The organism is Paenibacillus sp. PK1-4R (genome assembly GCF_030369595.1).
Classification (GTDB): Bacteria; Bacillota; Bacilli; order Paenibacillales; family Paenibacillaceae; genus Paenibacillus.
Map to the genome: position 1 here is coordinate 3,091,825 of NZ_CP126535.1, position 18,917 is coordinate 3,110,741.

The 18,917-nt window shown below is 46.0% G+C and carries 12 protein-coding genes; 11 read left to right on the forward strand and 1 reads right to left on the reverse strand.

Translation table 11 applies throughout. The features are described from left to right. Positions 1-253: 253 nt before the first annotated feature. The 3 genes from QNO02_RS13530 (at position 254) to QNO02_RS13540 (ending at position 2,391) form a co-directional block, all read left to right on the forward strand. Positions 254-694 (forward strand): hypothetical protein, encoded by a 441-nt coding sequence (locus QNO02_RS13530; RefSeq protein WP_289392386.1) that lies wholly within the window; start codon positions 254-256, stop codon positions 692-694. Positions 695-704: 10 nt separating this feature from the next. Beyond that, positions 705-1,244 carry a CgeB family protein gene (locus QNO02_RS13535; protein WP_289392387.1) on the forward strand — a complete coding sequence of 180 codons (540 nt, stop codon included), beginning with the start codon at positions 705-707 and terminating at the stop codon, positions 1,242-1,244. Between the two features lie 61 nt (positions 1,245-1,305). Beyond that, positions 1,306-2,391 (forward strand): glycosyltransferase WbsX family protein, encoded by a 1,086-nt coding sequence (locus QNO02_RS13540; RefSeq protein ID WP_289392388.1) that lies wholly within the window; start codon positions 1,306-1,308, stop codon positions 2,389-2,391. Between the two features lie 26 nt (positions 2,392-2,417). Here the strand turns inward: QNO02_RS13540 and QNO02_RS13545 are convergent, their stop codons facing one another. Further along, positions 2,418-3,263 carry an AraC family transcriptional regulator gene (locus tag QNO02_RS13545; RefSeq protein ID WP_289392390.1) on the reverse strand — a complete coding sequence of 282 codons (846 nt, stop codon included), beginning with the start codon at positions 3,261-3,263 and terminating at the stop codon, positions 2,418-2,420. 122 nt (positions 3,264-3,385) lie between these two features. Between QNO02_RS13545 and QNO02_RS13550 the strand changes: the two genes are divergently transcribed. The 8 genes from QNO02_RS13550 (at position 3,386) to QNO02_RS13585 (ending at position 18,909) form a co-directional block, all read left to right on the forward strand. Beyond that, complete coding sequence (locus QNO02_RS13550; RefSeq protein ID WP_289392393.1) at positions 3,386-4,846, forward strand: alpha-L-fucosidase; 1,461 nt, start codon at positions 3,386-3,388, stop codon at positions 4,844-4,846. Between the two features lie 283 nt (positions 4,847-5,129). Further along, the gene (locus QNO02_RS13555) at positions 5,130-6,548 is read left to right on the forward strand and encodes an exosporium glycoprotein BclB-related protein (RefSeq protein ID WP_289392395.1); all 1,419 of its coding nucleotides are present in this window, start codon (positions 5,130-5,132) and stop codon (positions 6,546-6,548) included. Between the two features lie 688 nt (positions 6,549-7,236). After that, positions 7,237-12,483 (forward strand): S8 family peptidase, encoded by a 5,247-nt coding sequence (locus QNO02_RS13560; protein ID WP_289392396.1) that lies wholly within the window; start codon positions 7,237-7,239, stop codon positions 12,481-12,483. 487 nt (positions 12,484-12,970) lie between these two features. Further along, on the forward strand, positions 12,971-14,143 hold the full coding sequence (locus QNO02_RS13565; protein WP_353959121.1) for a GntR family transcriptional regulator: 1,173 nt from the start codon (positions 12,971-12,973) through the stop codon (positions 14,141-14,143). A gap of 224 nt (positions 14,144-14,367) precedes the next feature. Beyond that, positions 14,368-15,669: a glycoside hydrolase family 125 protein gene (locus tag QNO02_RS13570; RefSeq protein ID WP_289392400.1), complete on the forward strand. Its 1,302-nt coding sequence runs from the start codon at positions 14,368-14,370 to the stop codon at positions 15,667-15,669. Between the two features lie 79 nt (positions 15,670-15,748). Further along, positions 15,749-17,128, forward strand: a complete 1,380-nt coding sequence (locus tag QNO02_RS13575; protein WP_249910818.1) for an extracellular solute-binding protein — start codon at positions 15,749-15,751, stop codon at positions 17,126-17,128. Positions 17,129-17,195: 67 nt separating this feature from the next. Beyond that, the gene (locus QNO02_RS13580; RefSeq protein WP_036608294.1) at positions 17,196-18,062 is read left to right on the forward strand and encodes a carbohydrate ABC transporter permease; all 867 of its coding nucleotides are present in this window, start codon (positions 17,196-17,198) and stop codon (positions 18,060-18,062) included. Positions 18,063-18,084: 22 nt separating this feature from the next. After that, positions 18,085-18,909, forward strand: coding sequence for a carbohydrate ABC transporter permease (locus tag QNO02_RS13585; RefSeq protein WP_076211825.1), 825 nt, complete (start codon positions 18,085-18,087; stop codon positions 18,907-18,909). Positions 18,910-18,917: the final 8 nt, after the last annotated feature.

Consider the following 18,917-nt stretch of genomic DNA (forward strand, 5'->3'; position numbering starts at 1 on the left):
AGATCTGGAATGATCCGGGTGGCCACACATTATATACTTGGGATAGAGCCCCTTTTGCAAAAAAAGAGTTAGCGAAACACTATTTCGTGCATATTGTAGGCAGAGAATGTTTTCGCATGGAACAGGAGGGTTTGTTATCCGAAAGAAGTTAAGAACGCAGGTTAAGTCCACGAAAAAGAAACGTTCAGTTCATGATGCGAACCGGTTATTCCTGAGACAGATGAATGTGGTTCTGAACAGGAAACTCAAATCCATGCGTAAACATATGGAAGTACAACAATTGGAACTGAATCAGCAATGGCTGAAAATGATGCAGGTGGGAAGCATACCTACCCGAGAAGTGCCAAAAGTGATCTATAAGGAGTTAAATGTGCTTCTTATTACTCCTTGTAATGACCGAGAAATGTCATCACATTGCGTCCTGATTGAACAGAGTCTGAAACATCTCGTGAGAAATGTGAATGAGATTAAATATATCGAATCCGTGTCAGCCTGTTTATCTTCTTATGATGTTGACCTGATTATGGTCATCGGAAGCGAAGAAAACTTGCCGGATGAGAATATCACAGCATTAAGGACATCAACCGTGAAGAAGGCAATCTGGTTGTCTGCCGATCAACAGGTGAATCAAAGCGAAACTATTCTACCGATTTTTGATCACGTGTTTACAACATTCAACCCACATAAGCGATGATCAGCAGCATATGGGAAGCACTGGTAGTCATGAACTGTTCATGCCGCCTGATCCACATATATTCTGTCCGCAAGCTGTTCCCCCGGAGTATGAATCGGATGTTTATATCATCGGGAATGCAGAACCGGATGGCATCGTCACCGCTATTGCCAAATCAGGTCTTATGGATAACAAAAAGGTTCGGGTGGATGGAATGGGATGGGCACAGATCGGGGATTTCAAGCGTGTTCATACGAATGAAGCTCGTCAGATGTTATATAACGGAAGCAAACTGGTTATTCATAGTGGGGAATCAATCAAAAACGTGATGGAAATTGCCGCATGTGGGACGTTTCAGCTCATAGGACCATCTGTGAATCAGAGCAACGGGATTGACCTTAGTAACTTTCAACTATACACCTCCTGTGAAGAACTCACTCAGAAGTTTGAACATTACTGGCAGAGTGTTGATGCAAGGAGACTGGCCGCTAGCCATGCTCTGGCATACATGAAATATAATCAATCCCATCTACAAAAAACATTGCGACTGCTGGATATCATTTTCATATAAATCATCCCAAAAATCACAGGAGCGTAGGCTGCATCATGTTGCTGCATTGGAGGAGTTCTGATTGAAGGTAATTGCTCTGCATCTGCCCCAATTTCACCGGATTGAGGAGAACGACCGATGGTGGGGGGACGGTTTTACTGAATGGACGAATGTAAAAAAAGCCACGTCTTTATATTCGGGTCATTATCAGCCTAAGCAGCCGTTTCAGGGGAACTATTATGATCTTTCCGATCCAGATGTACGAAAGTGGCAAGCGGAAACGGCTAAACAGCATGGCATTTATGGATTTTGTTATTATCATTATTGGTTCAAAGGCAAGCGTTTGCTGGAAAAACCAGTGAATGAAATTCTGGAAAGTGGGGAGCCTGATTTTCCCTTTTGTTTGTCTTGGGCCAATGAGACATGGACAAGAAAATGGGATGGGCAAGAATCCGATATTCTCATGGCCCAGAACTATGGGGATCGAGAGGATTGGGAAGAACATTTTAATTATCTGGTAAAAGTATTTAAGGACAAACGATATATTCGAGTGCAAGGTAAGCCTTTATTTCTGATCTATCGACCAGCGAGTATTCCGCAATGTGAGGAAATGATTCAGTTTTGGCGTGAATTGGCTTTGAAGCATGGCCTGAAAGGGATCCATTTTGTGCAGACCATTGGTGGATTCCCTACATTTAATCGTCAGATCTTTGATGCGAGTATGGAATTTGAACCGCATTATACGTTTGCACATGGACATATGAATGGAATCTGGATCGGAATGAACATCAAGGGACAGCGGCATATTGCTGTGAATTACGACAAGGTATGGTCCTCCATTCTCGAACGAACACCACACCGTAACGGAGAAATTGTCTATCCAGGTGCTTTTGTCAATTGGGATAATACACCGCGGAGAGGTGTTGACGGACAGAGTACGCTTGGGGCCACCCCAGAGAAGTTTGGGCTGTATCTGTCCAGACAGATGGAACGAGCGAGGACGCTGTACAAAAGTGAATATCTTTTTGTTAATGCCTGGAATGAGTGGGCGGAAGGGGCATATCTTGAGCCGGATCAAAACTATGGTTATGCTTATTTAAGAGAACTCAAGAAAGTAACTCAGCATGAATTGAACAGAAACAAGTCTATAGGAGGGAGTTCCGAATGAGGGAACTCTCTCTGCTTTGAGCTTATTTATAGACTATGTTTGGTTGTCAGTACTGTTTTTTGTTTGCGGTACTCCGTTGGAGTTAGCCCTGTATGCTTTTTGAACTGTCTGGAGAAATAGTACAAATCACTGAAACCGAGATGTTCGGCGATGGCAGTTATTGTGTTCGGGGTGCAGGCCAGCAACTCTTTGGCCTTATCAATTTTTTTGCCAGTAATATAGAGGATCGGAGGAACTCCGATCTGCTGCTTGAAGAATCGAATGAAATAATTTGGATGCATGTAGGCGATCTGGGCCAGATCCTGAACCGAAATATTCTCTTCGATGTTGGAATCAATATAAGCCAGAATGCTGGACAGTTTCTCCATGACAGGAACGTTAATAAAAGAGATCTGATCCAGATCCAGATTCATTAGATAGTGAGATAGTAACTCGGTCAGTTTGCTCTTGGCCATCATATGGGCATAGACTTCATCAGATTTTGCATATGTAAGGATACTGCTGAAGATTGCTTGAATCAACTCAGGTTGATCTATCGTACAGATGTGTGGGAATTTCAGAATTTGGAACAAATTGATTCCCCCAACCTTTGCGCTAAAGTGACACCAATATTTGAGAAAAGGACTGTCATTAATGGCAGAGTAAGACTGTTTGATCCCCTCTGGCATTAAAATAAGCTGATTAGGCGCAGGGTAATATTCTTCATCCCCAATCTTGAGCCAACCTTCACCTTCGCATATGAAATAAAACTTGCTGTAATCGGGTGTGTAATCAAGATCCCGCCAATCCGTATCGCACCGATTGTAGTTGACCATGAATAATTCGACTTGGAGATTAGACAGGTAGTTCGTAAGCAAAGTTTGGTGATTCATACTTTTCATCTCCATACAAGGTTATTATTGTCCATCTAAAAGTTAGTGTTCTGCATGTCTATCCTTCGGCCGTAGCACTACAATACAACTACAGACAATAACAGAAGGGATGAGAACATCTCATGGACAAAAACGAATATTTGCAACAGATTGAAGCAACGATTGAGAGTGGTAAATTCAAGGACAACTGGAGTTCGCTTAGCGCCTTTCAAGTACCCGAATGGTACCCAAAAGCGAAATTCGGCATATTCATTCACTGGGGGCTATATTCTGTACCGGCCTATGATAGCGAATGGTATTCGCGAAATATGTACATACAAGGCACCAAAGCTTATGAACATCACCTTGAGGTGTATGGACCTCATAAGGACTTTGGATATAAAGACTTCATTCCGATGTTTCGTGCAGAGAAGTTCGATGCAGATGAATGGGCAACGTTATTCAAACAGGCTGGAGCCAGATATGTTATGCCTGTGGCTGAGCACCATGATGGTTTTCAGATGTACAAAAGCTCTATCTCTCACTATAACACATATGAAATGGGCCCCAAACGGGATCTTCTGGGTGAGATGAAGGTTGCATACGAGAAGCAGGGGCTGACCTTATGTGTGTCGTCTCACCGCGCCGAGCACTGGTTCTTCATGTCTCACGGGAAGGAGTTTGATTCAGATATTAAGGAACCCCTTGAGCGTGGGGATTTCTATTGGCCTGCCATGCCTGAACCCAAGGATCACTTCGACTTGTATGACTCACCTCCAACTGAGGAGTATCTGGAGGACTGGTTGATTCGCTGCTGTGAACTGGTTGATCAATATCAGCCAAAGGTCTTTTATTTCGATTGGTGGATTCAAACGGTTGCGTTCAAACCCTATCTTAAAAAATTTGCTGCCTATTATTATAACAAAGGCGAAGAGTGGGGTGTGCCTGTAGCTATCAATTATAAACATGAGGCCTACATGTTTGGTAGTGCCGTTCCGGATGTGGAGCGGGGACAGTTCGCTGAGCTCAAGCCCTATTTTTGGCAAACGGATACAGCTGTCGCTAAAAACTCATGGTGTTATACGGAAAATAATAACTATAAAACGGCTGAGGAGATCATTCGGGATCTCGTCGATATTGTAAGCAAAAACGGAAATTTACTGCTGAACATTGGACCTAAGGCAGACGGCAGCATACCGGATGAAGATCGCGACATTTTGCTGAGCATTGGCAAGTGGCTGGAAGTGAATGGGGAAGCGATCTATGACACGTCATTCTGGCGTACGTTTGGCGAGGGTCCGACAGAGGTGAAGGAAGGGCAATTCACGGATGGGGATACGAAGATATTTACGAGTGAAGATATACGTTTTACGTTAAAAGAAAGCAGTCTGTATGCCACGGTTCTTGCCTATCCAGATAATGGGGTGGTGCAGATTAAATCCCTGAAGGAAAATTCTCACCATTTTCAAGGGGTCATTCAAGATATTCAGGTACTTGGCTATGAAGAACAGCCGCAATGGGAGAGAACAGTGGACGCACTGACGATCACAACAACAACTGTGAAAAGTAATGCGCCAATTGTTTTCAAAATTAAATTGGACTAATCAACAAAGATAAATTAACTACTGTAAATATAAAAAGGGCGCATCCAGGAGTATTGTACTCATCGGATAGCGCTCTTTTGGTTGGGCTATACACAGGGCTGACTTCCATGCAAAATCCTCTCCATGATAATGGAGGCTGCTCCAAGCTGAAAACGGTAATTCGGAAACTTACTTATATAATAATCACGAAATTCTTTCTTGCTAATATACTGATATCATCAAATCAGTGATGTTCGCCTGTAATGGAATGATTGAGACTCACTAAGGAGGATCTGCAAAAAAGATGAAACCAAAGAAACGCATCAGATATGGTTGGAGCGGATTTAAGAAAAAAAAAGCTGAGGACTGTGACCATCCCCAAGAGCAGCACAAAGAACACCATCACGAGCACAATCATCACCACCACAATCACCACCACAATAACCACCATCATAAGTGTTTTGACAAAGAAGCCGAATTGCTTCTCAAATTAATTGGTGAGTTGAAGGGAGCAATTGTACAGGTTTTTGCCAATCCCACGCCTCACAATGTTTCACTTCTGATTGAGGTACTGCGTAAATTACTGGCTCTGGTTCATCATTCGGATTTGAAAAAGGGAACCAAGGCAGATCTCGAAGCGGTCTTGGAGCTTACCATTGTATCTGCAGAGGCCGTTCCATTTTCTCCGATCAGTGTGGGAACCAATTTGCAGCAATTGCTGGATGTGCTCCTATCTGTCGTTTTACAGGGGAATATCGATTCGGCTGAGAAAGATCAACTGGTCATTTTGATCCGGGCGACCGAATTGGCTATCACATCAGGGCTTAGAAACATAGGGAGTCAAGGTCCGGCAGGACCTGCAGGACCAGCGGGTCCTCAGGGCGTACCTGGTCCACAAGGCCCGGCAGGCGTTGCTGGTTCTCAGGGTGGTGTAGGTCCAGCTGGTACACCGGGAGCTGCTGGTGCCCAGGGACCAGCAGGTGCGACAGGTGTTACTGGAGCAACGGGTGCGGCAGGCCCAGCAGGTGGCGCAACAGGAGCGACAGGGGCAACGGGGAGTACAGGAGCTGTTGGGGCAGCTGGACTTGCGGGAGTCACCGGGGCAACGGGTGCAGCCGGAATTGCTGGGGTAACCGGGGCTACCGGCGCAACTGGGATTGCGGGAGTAACTGGCAGCACTGGTGTTACAGGAGCTACGGGTTCGGGCGCCATCATACCGTTTGCTTCTGGCGGACCTGCCATATTAACAACGGTTCTTGGTGGACTGGTCGGAACGACAAGCCTTATCGGTTTCGGCAGCTCGGCAACAGGAGTCAGCATTCTGGGTGGCACCATTGATTTAACGGGAACGATTGTCGGACCACTCATTAACTTTGCGTTCTCTGTCCCACGGGATGGCGTTATAACTTCCATTGCTGCCTATTTTAGTACAACAGCAGCCTTGGCCTTGGTCGGTTCAACGGTGACCATCACTGCGCAATTATTCAGTTCACCTACACCTGATAATGCATTTACTGCGGTTCCAGGGGCCGTCGTTACACTGGCACCTCCACTCACCGGTATTATTGCATTGGGTAGTATCTCCAATGGCATAACAACCGGATTGGCTATACCTGTGACTGCACAGACACGTCTTCTGCTTGTATTCTCCGCAACGGCAACTGGACTTAGTCTTGTGAATACCGTTGTTGGCTATGCAAGTGGCGGCGTGAACATTACATGATGAGATATAAATTTTGATATGAACGACATGAGAGTTCTCATGTCGTTCTTTTTCTTGATTTGAAATTTTGAGTATCAGGTCTTGGTTATATAGAACTACTACAAACTATTATTCATCAAAAACATGCAGGAATACGAAAAATAAGCTGAAATGTGTAAGCGACATGAGACACATAAAAGCATTAAATAGACTTATTTTCTATATTTTTCAATAAAGTGCTTGTATATATCGAATAATGATTTTATACTATACCAATAAAATCCAATTAAATTCCTAATCGACTATTATATGTAATTAAAATGTTTAACTACTCACTCGAATCACGATCGAAAGTCATATCCACCACTCCTTAGCAAGCGTTCTGCTAACGCTCCAGATTACCCTTCCACATGAATGCTTATCGACATTCACTCTCATTGCATTATTCAAACACCCAAACTATTCACTCACATGGTTTAATCCGATTCATTCAATCTCCTAAACTTCCAAGTAAAAAAACATAGACTGATCTGTTATCTCTTCTGACTCATATTGATCCCTAACCAGACCTGTAAAGGAGGTGAGGCTTTATGTGAAATCCAGGGCATCTATTTCGTCCGCAATAAAGGTTATTTTACCGTTTTATTCTGCAGAGAAGGGCATATGTACCAGACTAAATTAAAAAACCGGGTAAAAGGAGTGGAAAAGTTTGATAAAGATTAATCGGTTACGCAAGCCCATCTCCATGGGGCTCTCGCTTCTCCTTGCATTTTCGATCATTCATCCGGTTTCAGCTGAAAACTCCACATCATCCAAATTGGATATGAAATCTGGACTTGCCAAAGTTACGGAGTCCAAAGTAAACGCCAAATTGACCAAAGAATTCGAAGGTAGTGAATATGTTACCTATCTGGTGAAAATGAAGGAACAGGTGGATACAGCAGCAGTCTCCAAACAGGCCCTGGAAAAGGCGACCATCGCCAAACAAACGGCTTCAGCCACAAAGCTGTCCGTTCGTAATTCGGTCGTCAGCTCTCTGCGAGAAACAGCCTCGCGTACACAATATCCATTGGAAACTTATCTGGAAAAGGAAGTTGACCTGGGTAAGGTCAAAGAATATAAAAGCTATTTTATTGTCAATTCATTGGCAGTAACGAGTACCAAAGAAGTCATGGAACAGATTGCGCTGCTGCCTGAGGTGGAGAAGATTCTACCGAATGAGACACGATACTTACAGAAAGCCGAAGTGAGTAAAGAACCGGCGAATGCGGCATCAGGCAAAGATGCTGTCCAAACGCCAGCTAAAGACTCTTCAGTCGGAGTCAAAGACAAGGAGCCTGCTGCCAAGGACAAGCTTGCGACTGAAAACGTGGAATGGAACCTGGATTACATCAATGCGCCAGCCGTGTGGGATCGGGGCATCGATGGAACAGGGATTGTTGTTGCTAATCTGGACAGTGGTGTGGATTATACCCACCCGGCACTTCGCAGCAAATGGCGGGGACTGGATGCTTCGGGCAATATTGTTGATCCCGAACTGAGCTGGTATGATCCGCACAGTAATGCTTCCCTCCCTGCGGACGAAGACGGACATGGTACTCACACGATGGGTACGATGGTTGGCTCTGAAGCAAATGGCACCAATCAGATCGGGGTTGCTCCCGGTGCGAAATGGATTGGTGTACGGATATTCAATCCGGAAACAACGGATGCCATTATTCTGGATGGCGGACAGTGGTTGATCGCTCCAGTCGATGCGGAAGGCAATCTGCATCCTGAACTTGCACCGGATGTGGTAAACAACTCGTGGGGCGGAGGCGCAGGACTGGATGAATGGTTCCGACCGATGGTGCAAGCCTGGCGAGATGCTCAGATTTTCCCGGAATTCTCCGCAGGAAATGTGAGACTGGGTAACCCTGGCGGACCTGGTTCTGTTGCTAACCCGGCCAACTACCCTGAAAGTTTTGCTACAGGAGCAACCGATATCAACGGAAATCTGGCTTCGTTCTCCCTGCTGGGTCCATCCCCGTATGATGAGATCAAACCGGAAGTATCTGCCCCTGGTGTGAATATCCGTTCAGCAGTTCCGGGCGGTGTATATGAGGGAGGCTGGAACGGAACGTCTATGGCAGGCCCACATACAACTGCGCTTGCTGCACTGCTGCTTCAGGCCAATCATTCCCTTACAGTGGATCAGCTGGAGCAGATCATTACAGATACAGCCACGCCGAGAACGGATAGTCAGTATCCGACATCTCCTAATAACGGCTACGGTCACGGCATTATTAATGCCCTTGATGCTGTGGGTTCTGTACTCGAAGGAATTGGCACGGTATCCGGCAGAGTGGTTACAGCCGGAGATGATCTGGAAGAGCCGGTACTGGCACATACCCCTGTCAATTCAGCCTTTACAGGCATTGATATACCATTAACCGCTCATGTGACAGATAACGTCGCGGTAGTCTCCGTCGAGGCTTTTGCCAAAACGACAGGTACCAACCAGTACGTCTATCTGCCGATGAATCGAATTGCTGGAGATAACAAAGATGGGACGTATACAGCGACAATCCCTGCTTTTCTTATTGAACCGCAAGGTGTGGAGTATTATATCCGCGTGAATGATTACGGCAACAACGGATTCGAAAGTCAGGTATATAAAGTGGCTGTCTCTAATGGTGTTCAGCCAGGATATCTTCAGGATTTTGAAGAAGATCAGCTGGGCTTCACGACTGGCGGAACCGGAAGTACCTGGGTATGGGGAGCACCAAGCAGTGGTCCTGGAAGTGCATACTCCGGTGACAAGGTGATTGCAACCAATCTGCAAGGAACTTATGTGGCGAATAGCAATGCATATCTGCTTGCGCCGCCTATTGATCTAACCGAGAGTCCAGAAGGTGCGTTATTATCCTTCAAGCACTGGTATGACCTGGAGAATAACATCGACTTCGGCAAGGTATACATCGCTTCCGAGGATAGCGATTATGTGTTCGAAGAGCTGTTAACCTTCACGGGTACAGGTGGCAATTGGAAGACACAATATGTGGATCTTCGCGAATACGCGGGACAGCAGGTGTTCATCAAGTTCAATCTGACGAGTGATAATTCAGTGCAAAAGGCTGGCTGGTACATTGATGATTTCGCTGTAGAAGAACTGGATGAGATTGCTCCGGGCGCTCCTGCCGGATTGTCTGCGACGGCCGATATTCTTGGTAATGTAGCCTTGAGCTGGACTGGTCCGAGCGATGAGGATCTCGAATCCTATGTGGTATATCGCTCCACAACCGCAGGTACAGGTTATGAATCCATTGGATCTGCAACAGGAACAACGTTTACAGATACGGCTACGGTGACAGATTCGACGTATTACTATACCGTTGCCGCACTTGATTATAGTGGCAATGAAAGTGACAAATCGAACGAGGTCTCCATTACAGTAGAAGTGCCACAAGATATCTACATCGATCATTTCGATGGTAGTGATGATAATGGTTGGACTCATTCAGGAACCAAAGATGAGTGGGAACGCGGCATTCCGGTAACGGGACCTGCCAGCGCGGTTTCTCCACCGAATGTCTGGGCGACCGATCTAGACAATACGTACGAGAATGGCTCCAACTATTCACTCGTATCTCCGGTCATTGATTTGACGGATGTATCCGAAGGAACACTCACGTTTAATCATTGGTACGAGATTGAGAGCGGATACGACTATGGGTATGTGGAAGTCACCAAGGATGGTGGAACCACATGGTCAGAACTGGGCAAATTCTCACATAGTACAAACGGTAAACAATGGACACCCGTATTTTATGATCTGGATGCACTTACCGGTAATGAAGTTCAATTCCGGTTCCGTCTGACCTCAGACAACAGTGTTGTGAAGACAGGCTGGTTCATTGATGATTTCCGTGTACTGGGTGTTGCTGCGGAGACGGTAACGGAGGACAGTGCGGTTGTGCTTAACAGTGACAAACCGAAACCGTCCTATGATAATCCATGGTACAAAATTTCGCGGACAGACAAAGCGGAATTCAACAAAACGAAACAGCAACAACCGGAAGTTGAAAAACCAGGAACAGGTTCGGTTAATCCACAAAGCCTGCCTGCAAGTGCAACGGTTACCGTACTGGAAACCGGACGTTCGGTGAAGACAGATTCAGCTACAGGCAAGTATAGCTTCACACACGTTGCAGGTGATTACACGTTAAAAGCGGAGGCATATGGATATTATCCTCGAACTCAGCAGGTAACGATCACCGATGGCAGTGGAGCCAAAGCCAACTTTAATCTGGAGGCAATCCCGCATGGACAGATTGAAGGTGTTGTAACAGATGAGCGGACAGGACAACCACTGGCTGATGCTTCCGTTCTCGTGGTGGAAGATGCCAAGGTAGGTGAAGTTCGCACAGGTTCAGATGGCAGCTTTGTTATTCAGGTATTGGAAGGAAGTTATACCCTGTCCATCCGGGCTGCTGATTATTACAGTAAGACGGTTACTGTGACTGTCCCTGGTAATGGTACGGCTGAGGCAAATGTTGCCTTGAAACCATTCATCGGTTTCCCTGGGGAAATTGCTTATGATGATGGAACAGCAGAAAATGCAAGAGCTTTTGTAGCTGCGGATAATGCTTGGGCGGTTCGAATGACACCTGAGCTGGAAACTGCACAGCTTACGGGTGCATCGTTCCGTTTCTGGAACACCGAATGGCCCGTACCAGGAGGTACAGCGTTCCAATATGCCGTCTATGATGCATCAGGTGCCGGTGGAGCTCCGGGACGACAGCTGGCTGGACCATTCGATGGTACTGCACTTCGTAACGATCAATGGACATCCGTTGAATTCCCGGAACCAGTTATCGTAACGGGTGATTTCTATATCGTGTATGTACAGAGTGTAGCCGGAACTGGTGCTCCGGGATTGGCTACCGATGAGAATGGTACGAATGCAGGTCGAAGCTGGCAGCGTGTAGGTGGGGCCTGGAGCACTGCACCTGCAGAAGAAGGCAACTACATGATTCGAGCAGTCGTGAGATATCCGGTAAATGCACCTGTGCTCACAGTACCTGCAAACACGTATACGAATCAATCGACTTTCACTGTGTCGGGAACGTCTCCAGCATCTGGAGCTCAAATCAAGATCTACAACGGCAAGGATCTGGCTGGCACCACAACGGTGGCAAATGGGAAGTTCTCATACGGTGTGAAACTCCGTTCTGGCATTAATGCGATTACTGCGGAGGCAGTGGTGGACGGAAAAACGACCGACCGTTCACTCCCCGTTGTCATTATTCTGGATCAGACAAAACCACAATTGACGATTCTTACGCCAGCTCAGGGGGATCGCATCAATGCAGAAGTTGTTCACGTAACGGGTAATGTCGTGGAACAATTCCTCGATAAGGTAACCGTTAACGGACAAACCGTACAAGTGGGTAAAGACAGAAGTTTCAGTCACCGTGTATTGGTCAATGAAGGCGAGAACACAATTACCATTACAGCAACCGATATCGCTGGTAACAAAACAACCGTAACACGCACCGTCTATGTGGAAACGGCGTTGCCAGAACTTACGAATATTACTCCGGCTGAGGATGTTCGAATCACATCAGGAGAGAGTGTTACCGTTTCATTTGACAGTAAACCTGGTCTGCAAGCCTCTTTCCGGATTCAGCTTCCTTTGAATCTGAATGCCCAAGGGGCAGGAGAGATTCCATTGGTGGAGACTGAACCTGGTCGTTACACAGGTACGTACACAACACCTTCATCCCTTGTTCTGGATGCTGGAGTCATTGTGATTCGAGCTCAGGATGCAGCAGGCAACAAAGTAGAGGCTGAAGCAGCTGGACGATTGTTCGTCAGCGCAGCACAAGAACAATCCGTTCCAGAACCAGATTTGAGCCCTGAAGAGACTGAAACAGAAGTAGATCCACCGTCTGCTGAGGGTCTGCAACCTTAATTATGCAAAGTGTGAAATGGATGATAACTACGTTTTGACCATCTAAGCAAGAAGCCGATAAGCCGAGGTATCAGCGTTTATCGGCTTCTTTTTGTATCAATTCATATCTGACGCCTAAGATTACTCGGCTATCAAATCATTTATCCCTGATACACAGCGAAGTTTGATATGCGACCTAAATGCATCAAAGACGTATAATATCCCTTAAGTCATTATTAGATGGTTAGGGAGATGAACGATGAGAACACAAGTGAGAATATTTGAAAATACAAGTACTGTAGAGTTGGAGAAAGAAATGAATGAATTTTTAAATGGGATATCTACGCCAAATAAATTTAATAATGAACTTTAGAAAATGAAGCATCCATTGGGATGCTTTTTCTTTTGCTCTCACATGACAGCAGGTGAGTTGTCTCCTTTCTTCACATTAATGATATAACATGATATATTAGGATGTAGAACATGAGAAGTATGGGTATTTATGGAGGTGCTTGTATTGGGGAAAGATTCGGCATCCAAGCCGATGTATGAACAGATCTTTGAATCCTTGCGCGAACGGATACAGCTTCATCAATATCAAGTGGGTGAACGTGTTCCTTCGGAGAAGGAATTATGTGATGAATTCGGAGTTAGCCGGATTACAACTAAAAAAGCGCTTGAGATGCTGGCGAGTGAACAATTAATTGTTCGTCAGCCGGGACGAGGTTCTTTTGTAGCCGACACGGCAGATGTGTTGCAAGAAAGACCTAACAGACCTGCTCCGCGTGCTGCGGTTAAAGATCCGGAGAAGAAGCTGCTCATTGGTCTGGTCATTACTAACTTCAGTGATATGTATGGTACAGAACTGTTGTATGGTATGGAAGAAGCTTCGCGAGAGCATGATTGTTTTCTCGTACTTAGACGATCCTTCGGGATTCCCGAGCAGGAGGAACAGAGTATTCAGGAACTGCTGGAACTGGGAGTGGATGGATTGATTATCTTCCCGGCACAGGGTGAATATTTCAGCGATGAAATTCTTAAACTGGTTGTTAACAAATTCCCGTTTGTCCTGATTGACCGTTACCTCAAAGGTATTCCGGCTTCATCTGTAAGTACGGATAACGTAGGCGCGGCGCGAGAAGGGATGAATTATTTGTTCGATCTCGGTCACCGACATATCGCTTTTCTGACGCAGCCTCCGGCGAACACTACACCGATTGAAGAACGAATTGAAGGCATCATTGAGGCTCATCATGATCAAGGTGTGCTGGTGAACAGGGAACTGTGGTTAGAATCTTTTCTTTCGACATTGCCTAGTGTGTTCGATCCTCAAGTCGAGGTCCGTGATGTGGAGACACTGGTGGAACATTTACAGAAATACCCCCAGATTACTGCACTCTTTGCTGCGGAGTATCATATTGCTTTACTTGCAGAACAGGCAGCGGATCAGCTTGGTCTGAGGATCTCGGAAGATATGTCCATCATTTGTTTTGACAGTCCAAACGCTGCCGAAGGAAGCCGTGTAACACATATGAGACAAAGCCAGTTTGATATGGGGAAACAGGCATTCGAGATGGTGCTTCAAAGTATGCAGAACAACGAAATGGCAGTGAACAGAGTTGTTTTGCCTGCCCGCTTGGTGAAGGGTAAATCAACAAGTATGGTGAAACAAAAGGGTTAGTTTTAGCGGCTTTATAATCATTGTGTTCAAAGAGGGACTTCGTGGAAACGAGGTCTCTTTTTGTTGTGGATAAAAAAGGGGAACATTAACTTAATTGGTATACTATTTAGTGCGACGAAATGAGAATAACATGCTAATATACAAATAAATATATTGACATAACATTATATTCGTTTTAGGATGATGAAAGCGGTTAACAAACTGGATTACATAAGGAGGACAACATGCTGACACCCAGAAATAATCAAGAAATTTCCCCCTCGATATACGACATGGTTGATCAGGTTAACAAACGTATGCCGGACCATCCGGAACTTAACCAAATGTTCAAAAACTGTTTTACCAATACGATGGCGACCACAATTCAGCGCAAAGAAGATGGAACAACTTTTGTGATTACAGGAGATATCCCTGCCATGTGGTTACGTGATTCTGCTGCTCAGGTCAGACCTTATCTGGTTCTCGCTTCAGAGGATGAAGATATCGCCGACATGATCGCTGGACTGGTTGAACGTCAACTGAATTATATTCTGCTGGACCCTTATGCAAACGCTTTTAATGAGACGGAGAGTGGGAAAGGACATCAGGAAGATCTGACGCAGATGAATGATTGGATCTGGGAACGGAAGTATGAGATCGACTCTCTGGCTTATCCGATTCAGCTCAGTTATCTCCTTTGGAAGAACACGGGAAGAACAACTCAATTCAATGATACGTTCCGCAAAGCAGCCCAGATTATCATGCAGTTATGGCAAGTGGAACAGCATCATGAGACGAAATCACCCTACACGTTCCAACGACTGGATGCTCCCGAAACCGATACACTCAGCCGAGAGGGACGAGGTTCTGAAACAGCCTACACCGGCATGACTTGGTCGGGATTCCGTCCCAGCGACGATCGTTGTGAATATGGTTATCTGGTTCCATCCAATATGTTCGCCGTTGTGGCGCTTCGATATCTACAGGAAATTGCTGAAGCTGTGCTCGAGGATGAATCGCTGGCAGCAACTGCTAAGGAGTTGGAGGAACAGATCAACAAAGGTATTCAGGATTATGGCACTGTTGAACATCCGGAATATGGAACCATATATGCGTACGAAACGGATGGGAAAGGCAATCACAATCTGATGGATGATGCCAATGTGCCAAGTCTGCTGTCTTTGCCTTATCTCGGATATGTGGAGGAGAACGACGAGGTGTATCAGAATACACGCCGTTTCATTTTATCCACGAACAACCCGTATTTTTATGAGGGAACAGCTGCAGCGGGAATCGGTAGTCCGCATACACCGGAAGGGTACATCTGGCATATCGCGTTATCGATGCAGGGGCTGACTACAGAGGATCGCAATGAAAAACTACGATTGCTTCAGCTCATCCATAAGACGGATGCGGATACCGGACTGACCCATGAAGGTTTTTCGGCCAACAATCCACATGAATATACACGTCCATGGTTTTCATGGTCCAACATGCTCTTTAGTGAACTGATTATGGATTATTGCGGATTCCGCGTACAGAAATAGATAGGGAAGCAAGAGATAACCTGCGAGTACATCATAACGTTCGGAGTTCGTTGAATTCCGACAAAGAGGAGAGCGAATCATGAGAAAAATATCATTGAAAATGCCGGTAGCAGCAGTTATGACATCCTTGCTTATTCTAACTACGGCCTGTTCGGGTGGAAGTTCCAGCACAGGCACAACCAGTGATGGCAAGAAGGAAGTAACCGTATCGTTCCGTTCTTCAGGATCTGAAGATACACTTACGAAATTCTTCCAATCAGGTTTGGTGGATCAATTTGAGAAAGAAAACCCTGATATCAAAATCAACATTGCGCCTGTATTGGCAAGTGAGGGTGATTATACGTCCAAAATGGTTTTACAGATGAAATCGCCTGACACGGCGCCAGATGTTATTGCCGAAGATACATCCATCATCAAATCCGATGCTGCTGCGGGATATCTGGAGCCGCTGGATACACAGGTTCAGGGATGGCCCGATTGGAAAGAACATATTATCGATAACCTGAAGGCGGGGGTTACCGGAGAAGACGGCAAAGTGTATGGCGTTCCGGCTACCTCGGATACACGCGGAATCTGGTACAACAAGGAACTGTTTCAACAGGCGGGACTTGAAGTTCCATTCAAACCTGCAAGTTGGGCAGAAGTACTCGAAGCAGCACGTACCATCAAGCAAAAACTGCCAGGTGTGACACCGCTTAATATGATCGTGGGCAAAGCAAACGGTGAAGGTGTCACCATGCAAACGCTGGAAATGCTGCTCTATGGTACGGCGGATACGCTGTACGACGACACCACCAAGAAATGGGTCGTTAACAGCCCGGGGCTGCTGGATTCCTTCAAATTCATAGATCAAGTGTTTAACACGGATAAAACAGGTCCGACCATGCAGGTTGCCTTGAATGGACAAGCTGGCAGTATTGCATTCCAGCAACAGTTCCCACAAGACAAACTGGCGATGGCTGTAGATGGTAGCTGGGCAGGTTCGACATGGGCCGAGAACGGTGCTGCTCCAATTGCCAACGTCGAAGAGAAAATAGGCTTTGCACCATTCCCAACACAAAATGGGGAAGAGCCTGGAGCAACTACGATGTCCGGAGGGTGGGCTTGGTCTGTTCCTGCACAAGCGAAGAACAAGGAAGAGGCTTGGAAATTTATCGAGTTCCTGATGAATAAGGAAAATGCGACTGCTCGTGTTGTAGCGGAAGGCAGCCTCAGTCCGCGTAATGATTCCACTGAAGTTGAAGGTTATACGGATCGTCCATATACCAAAGAAGCACAGGAACTCTTGAATGTGGCCCACTTCCGTCCAGCGAACGATCAATATGCAGCGGTATCCGCACAATTGCAAAGCATTGTTGAGAGTATTGCCTCTGGCAAGCTGACGCCAGAAGAGGGAGTTACACAATTGAAGGACAACGTATCCCGTTCCCTTGGCGCGGACAGCATCGAAGAGAAATAAGGATATCGATATATTCGGAGGGGGAGGCACAATCTCCCCTTTTTCCGGTTCGAATGGAGAGTGACTTATGAAAAGGAAAGCACCAGGTTCATTTCTGTTTCTCATGCCTTCCGTACTGTTATTACTTGTGTTTTTCATTGTTCCCATCATTCTGACGATCTGTTTTGCCTTTACGAATATGGCTCTGACGGGGGCGGCAGCCAAGAGTTTGGAGTTTGTTGGATTCCAGAATTTCATTAATATGTTCCATGATCCGGACTTCCGGATTAGTGTCTGGCGTACGCTGGTCTTTCTCATCTTCTCCGCAGTGATTGGTCAGGTATTGCTTGGGTTCATTCTGGCACTTCTAATGAAGGAGAAAAATGTGACGTTCCGCCGGGTCATTGGCATCATCGTCATTGCCGGTTGGGTGACACCCGAGATTGTTGTGGCATTCTGTATGGTAGCCTTTTTCAGTGACAATGGTTCATTGAATCAGATCCTCGGCTGGTTTGGGGCGAATCCAGTCTCCTGGTTGTTCAGTTTCCCTATGGTGAGTGTCATTATCGCGAATATCTGGCACGGCACAGCCTTTTCGATGATGGTCTATCAGTCGGCACTGGATGATATCCCGAAGGAAGTTGAAGAAGCTGCGATTATTGACAGTGCCACTGGGTTCCAGATTGTCAGACACATTACGATTCCAATGGTAAAAGGGTCTATCGTGACCAACATGATGTTGGTTACCCTACAGACACTGGGTGTGTTCACGCTAATCTATACGATGACCGGTGGTGGCCCGGGTACTTCGACACAAACCTTGCCGATCTTCATGTATAACCAGGCCTTTGTGAACTATCAATTTGGATACGGCACAGCCATCTCGTTGGTTCTGTTGTTCATTGGTATTATCGCCAGCCTGTTCTACATGCGATCCATGAAAGTGAAAGTGTAACCATGAAGGAGGTTCGATCCCTATGGTCAAACATGGGCTTCAACGCAAAATCCAGTACGGGATTCTAGTTTTTCTGGGGCTCTGTTTTTTATTGCCGCTGCTCTGGATCATTCTGGCTTCATTTGACCCGAACGCGCAACAGGGTATCAAAATGCCCAGTACCTGGACCATTCAAAATTTCAAGGATGTACTCGGGGATTCGAGCAATCTTCGTTCATTCGGTGTAGGCCTGATTCTGTCGGGCGGGCAAGCGATATTGGTTGTTCTGGTATCGGTTCTTGCTGCGTATCCTTTATCCCGTTACGAAATGAGATTCAAAAAAAGCTTCTTGTTATCCATTCTGTTCATGACAGCTCTTCCGATTACTGCCGTGATGGTTCCGGTATTTCAGATGTTTCTGTTCTTCAAAATGCAAAATAGCATCATCGCCACAATGTTGTTCCTGACGGCATCCTCACTTCCGTACGGCATCTGGATGATGAAAAACTTCATGGATTCGGTGCCCATTGATCTGGAAGAATCGGCATGGATTGACGGTGCGTCCGTATGGAACGGATTGAGACGAATTGTAGCGCCATTGATGTTGCCGGGTATTGCAACGATAGCGATATTTACGTTTTCAGGAAGTTGGGGTAACTTCTTCGTGCCATATATCCTGCTCCAGACACCGGAGAAACTTCCGGCATCGGTCACGATCTATCAATTCTTCGGCAGCCACGGTATGGTTGAATATGGAAGATTGGCTGCATTTTCACTACTTTATACAATGCCTTCAGTTGTGCTGTACATCTTCTCCCAGCGTTACATGTCCAAGGGATTCAGCATGGGCGGGGCAACCAAAGGTTAATGACAGGA

What these genes read in the sequence shown, in the direction of transcription:
- QNO02_RS13530 (WP_289392386.1), top strand. Translation starts at nt 254, where the DNA reads ATGCGTAAACATATGGAAGTACAACAATTGGAACTGAATCAGCAATGG.
- QNO02_RS13535 (WP_289392387.1), top strand. Translation starts at nt 705, where the DNA reads ATGGGAAGCACTGGTAGTCATGAACTGTTCATGCCGCCTGATCCACAT.
- QNO02_RS13585 (WP_076211825.1), top strand. Translation starts at nt 18,085, where the DNA reads ATGGTCAAACATGGGCTTCAACGCAAAATCCAGTACGGGATTCTAGTT.
- QNO02_RS13545 (WP_289392390.1), bottom strand. Translation starts at nt 3,263, where the DNA reads ATGAATCACCAAACTTTGCTTACGAACTACCTGTCTAATCTCCAAGTC.
- QNO02_RS13580 (WP_036608294.1), top strand. Translation starts at nt 17,196, where the DNA reads ATGAAAAGGAAAGCACCAGGTTCATTTCTGTTTCTCATGCCTTCCGTA.
- QNO02_RS13575 (WP_249910818.1), top strand. Translation starts at nt 15,749, where the DNA reads ATGAGAAAAATATCATTGAAAATGCCGGTAGCAGCAGTTATGACATCC.
- QNO02_RS13555 (WP_289392395.1), top strand. Translation starts at nt 5,130, where the DNA reads ATGAAACCAAAGAAACGCATCAGATATGGTTGGAGCGGATTTAAGAAA.
- QNO02_RS13550 (WP_289392393.1), top strand. Translation starts at nt 3,386, where the DNA reads ATGGACAAAAACGAATATTTGCAACAGATTGAAGCAACGATTGAGAGT.
- QNO02_RS13570 (WP_289392400.1), top strand. Translation starts at nt 14,368, where the DNA reads ATGCTGACACCCAGAAATAATCAAGAAATTTCCCCCTCGATATACGAC.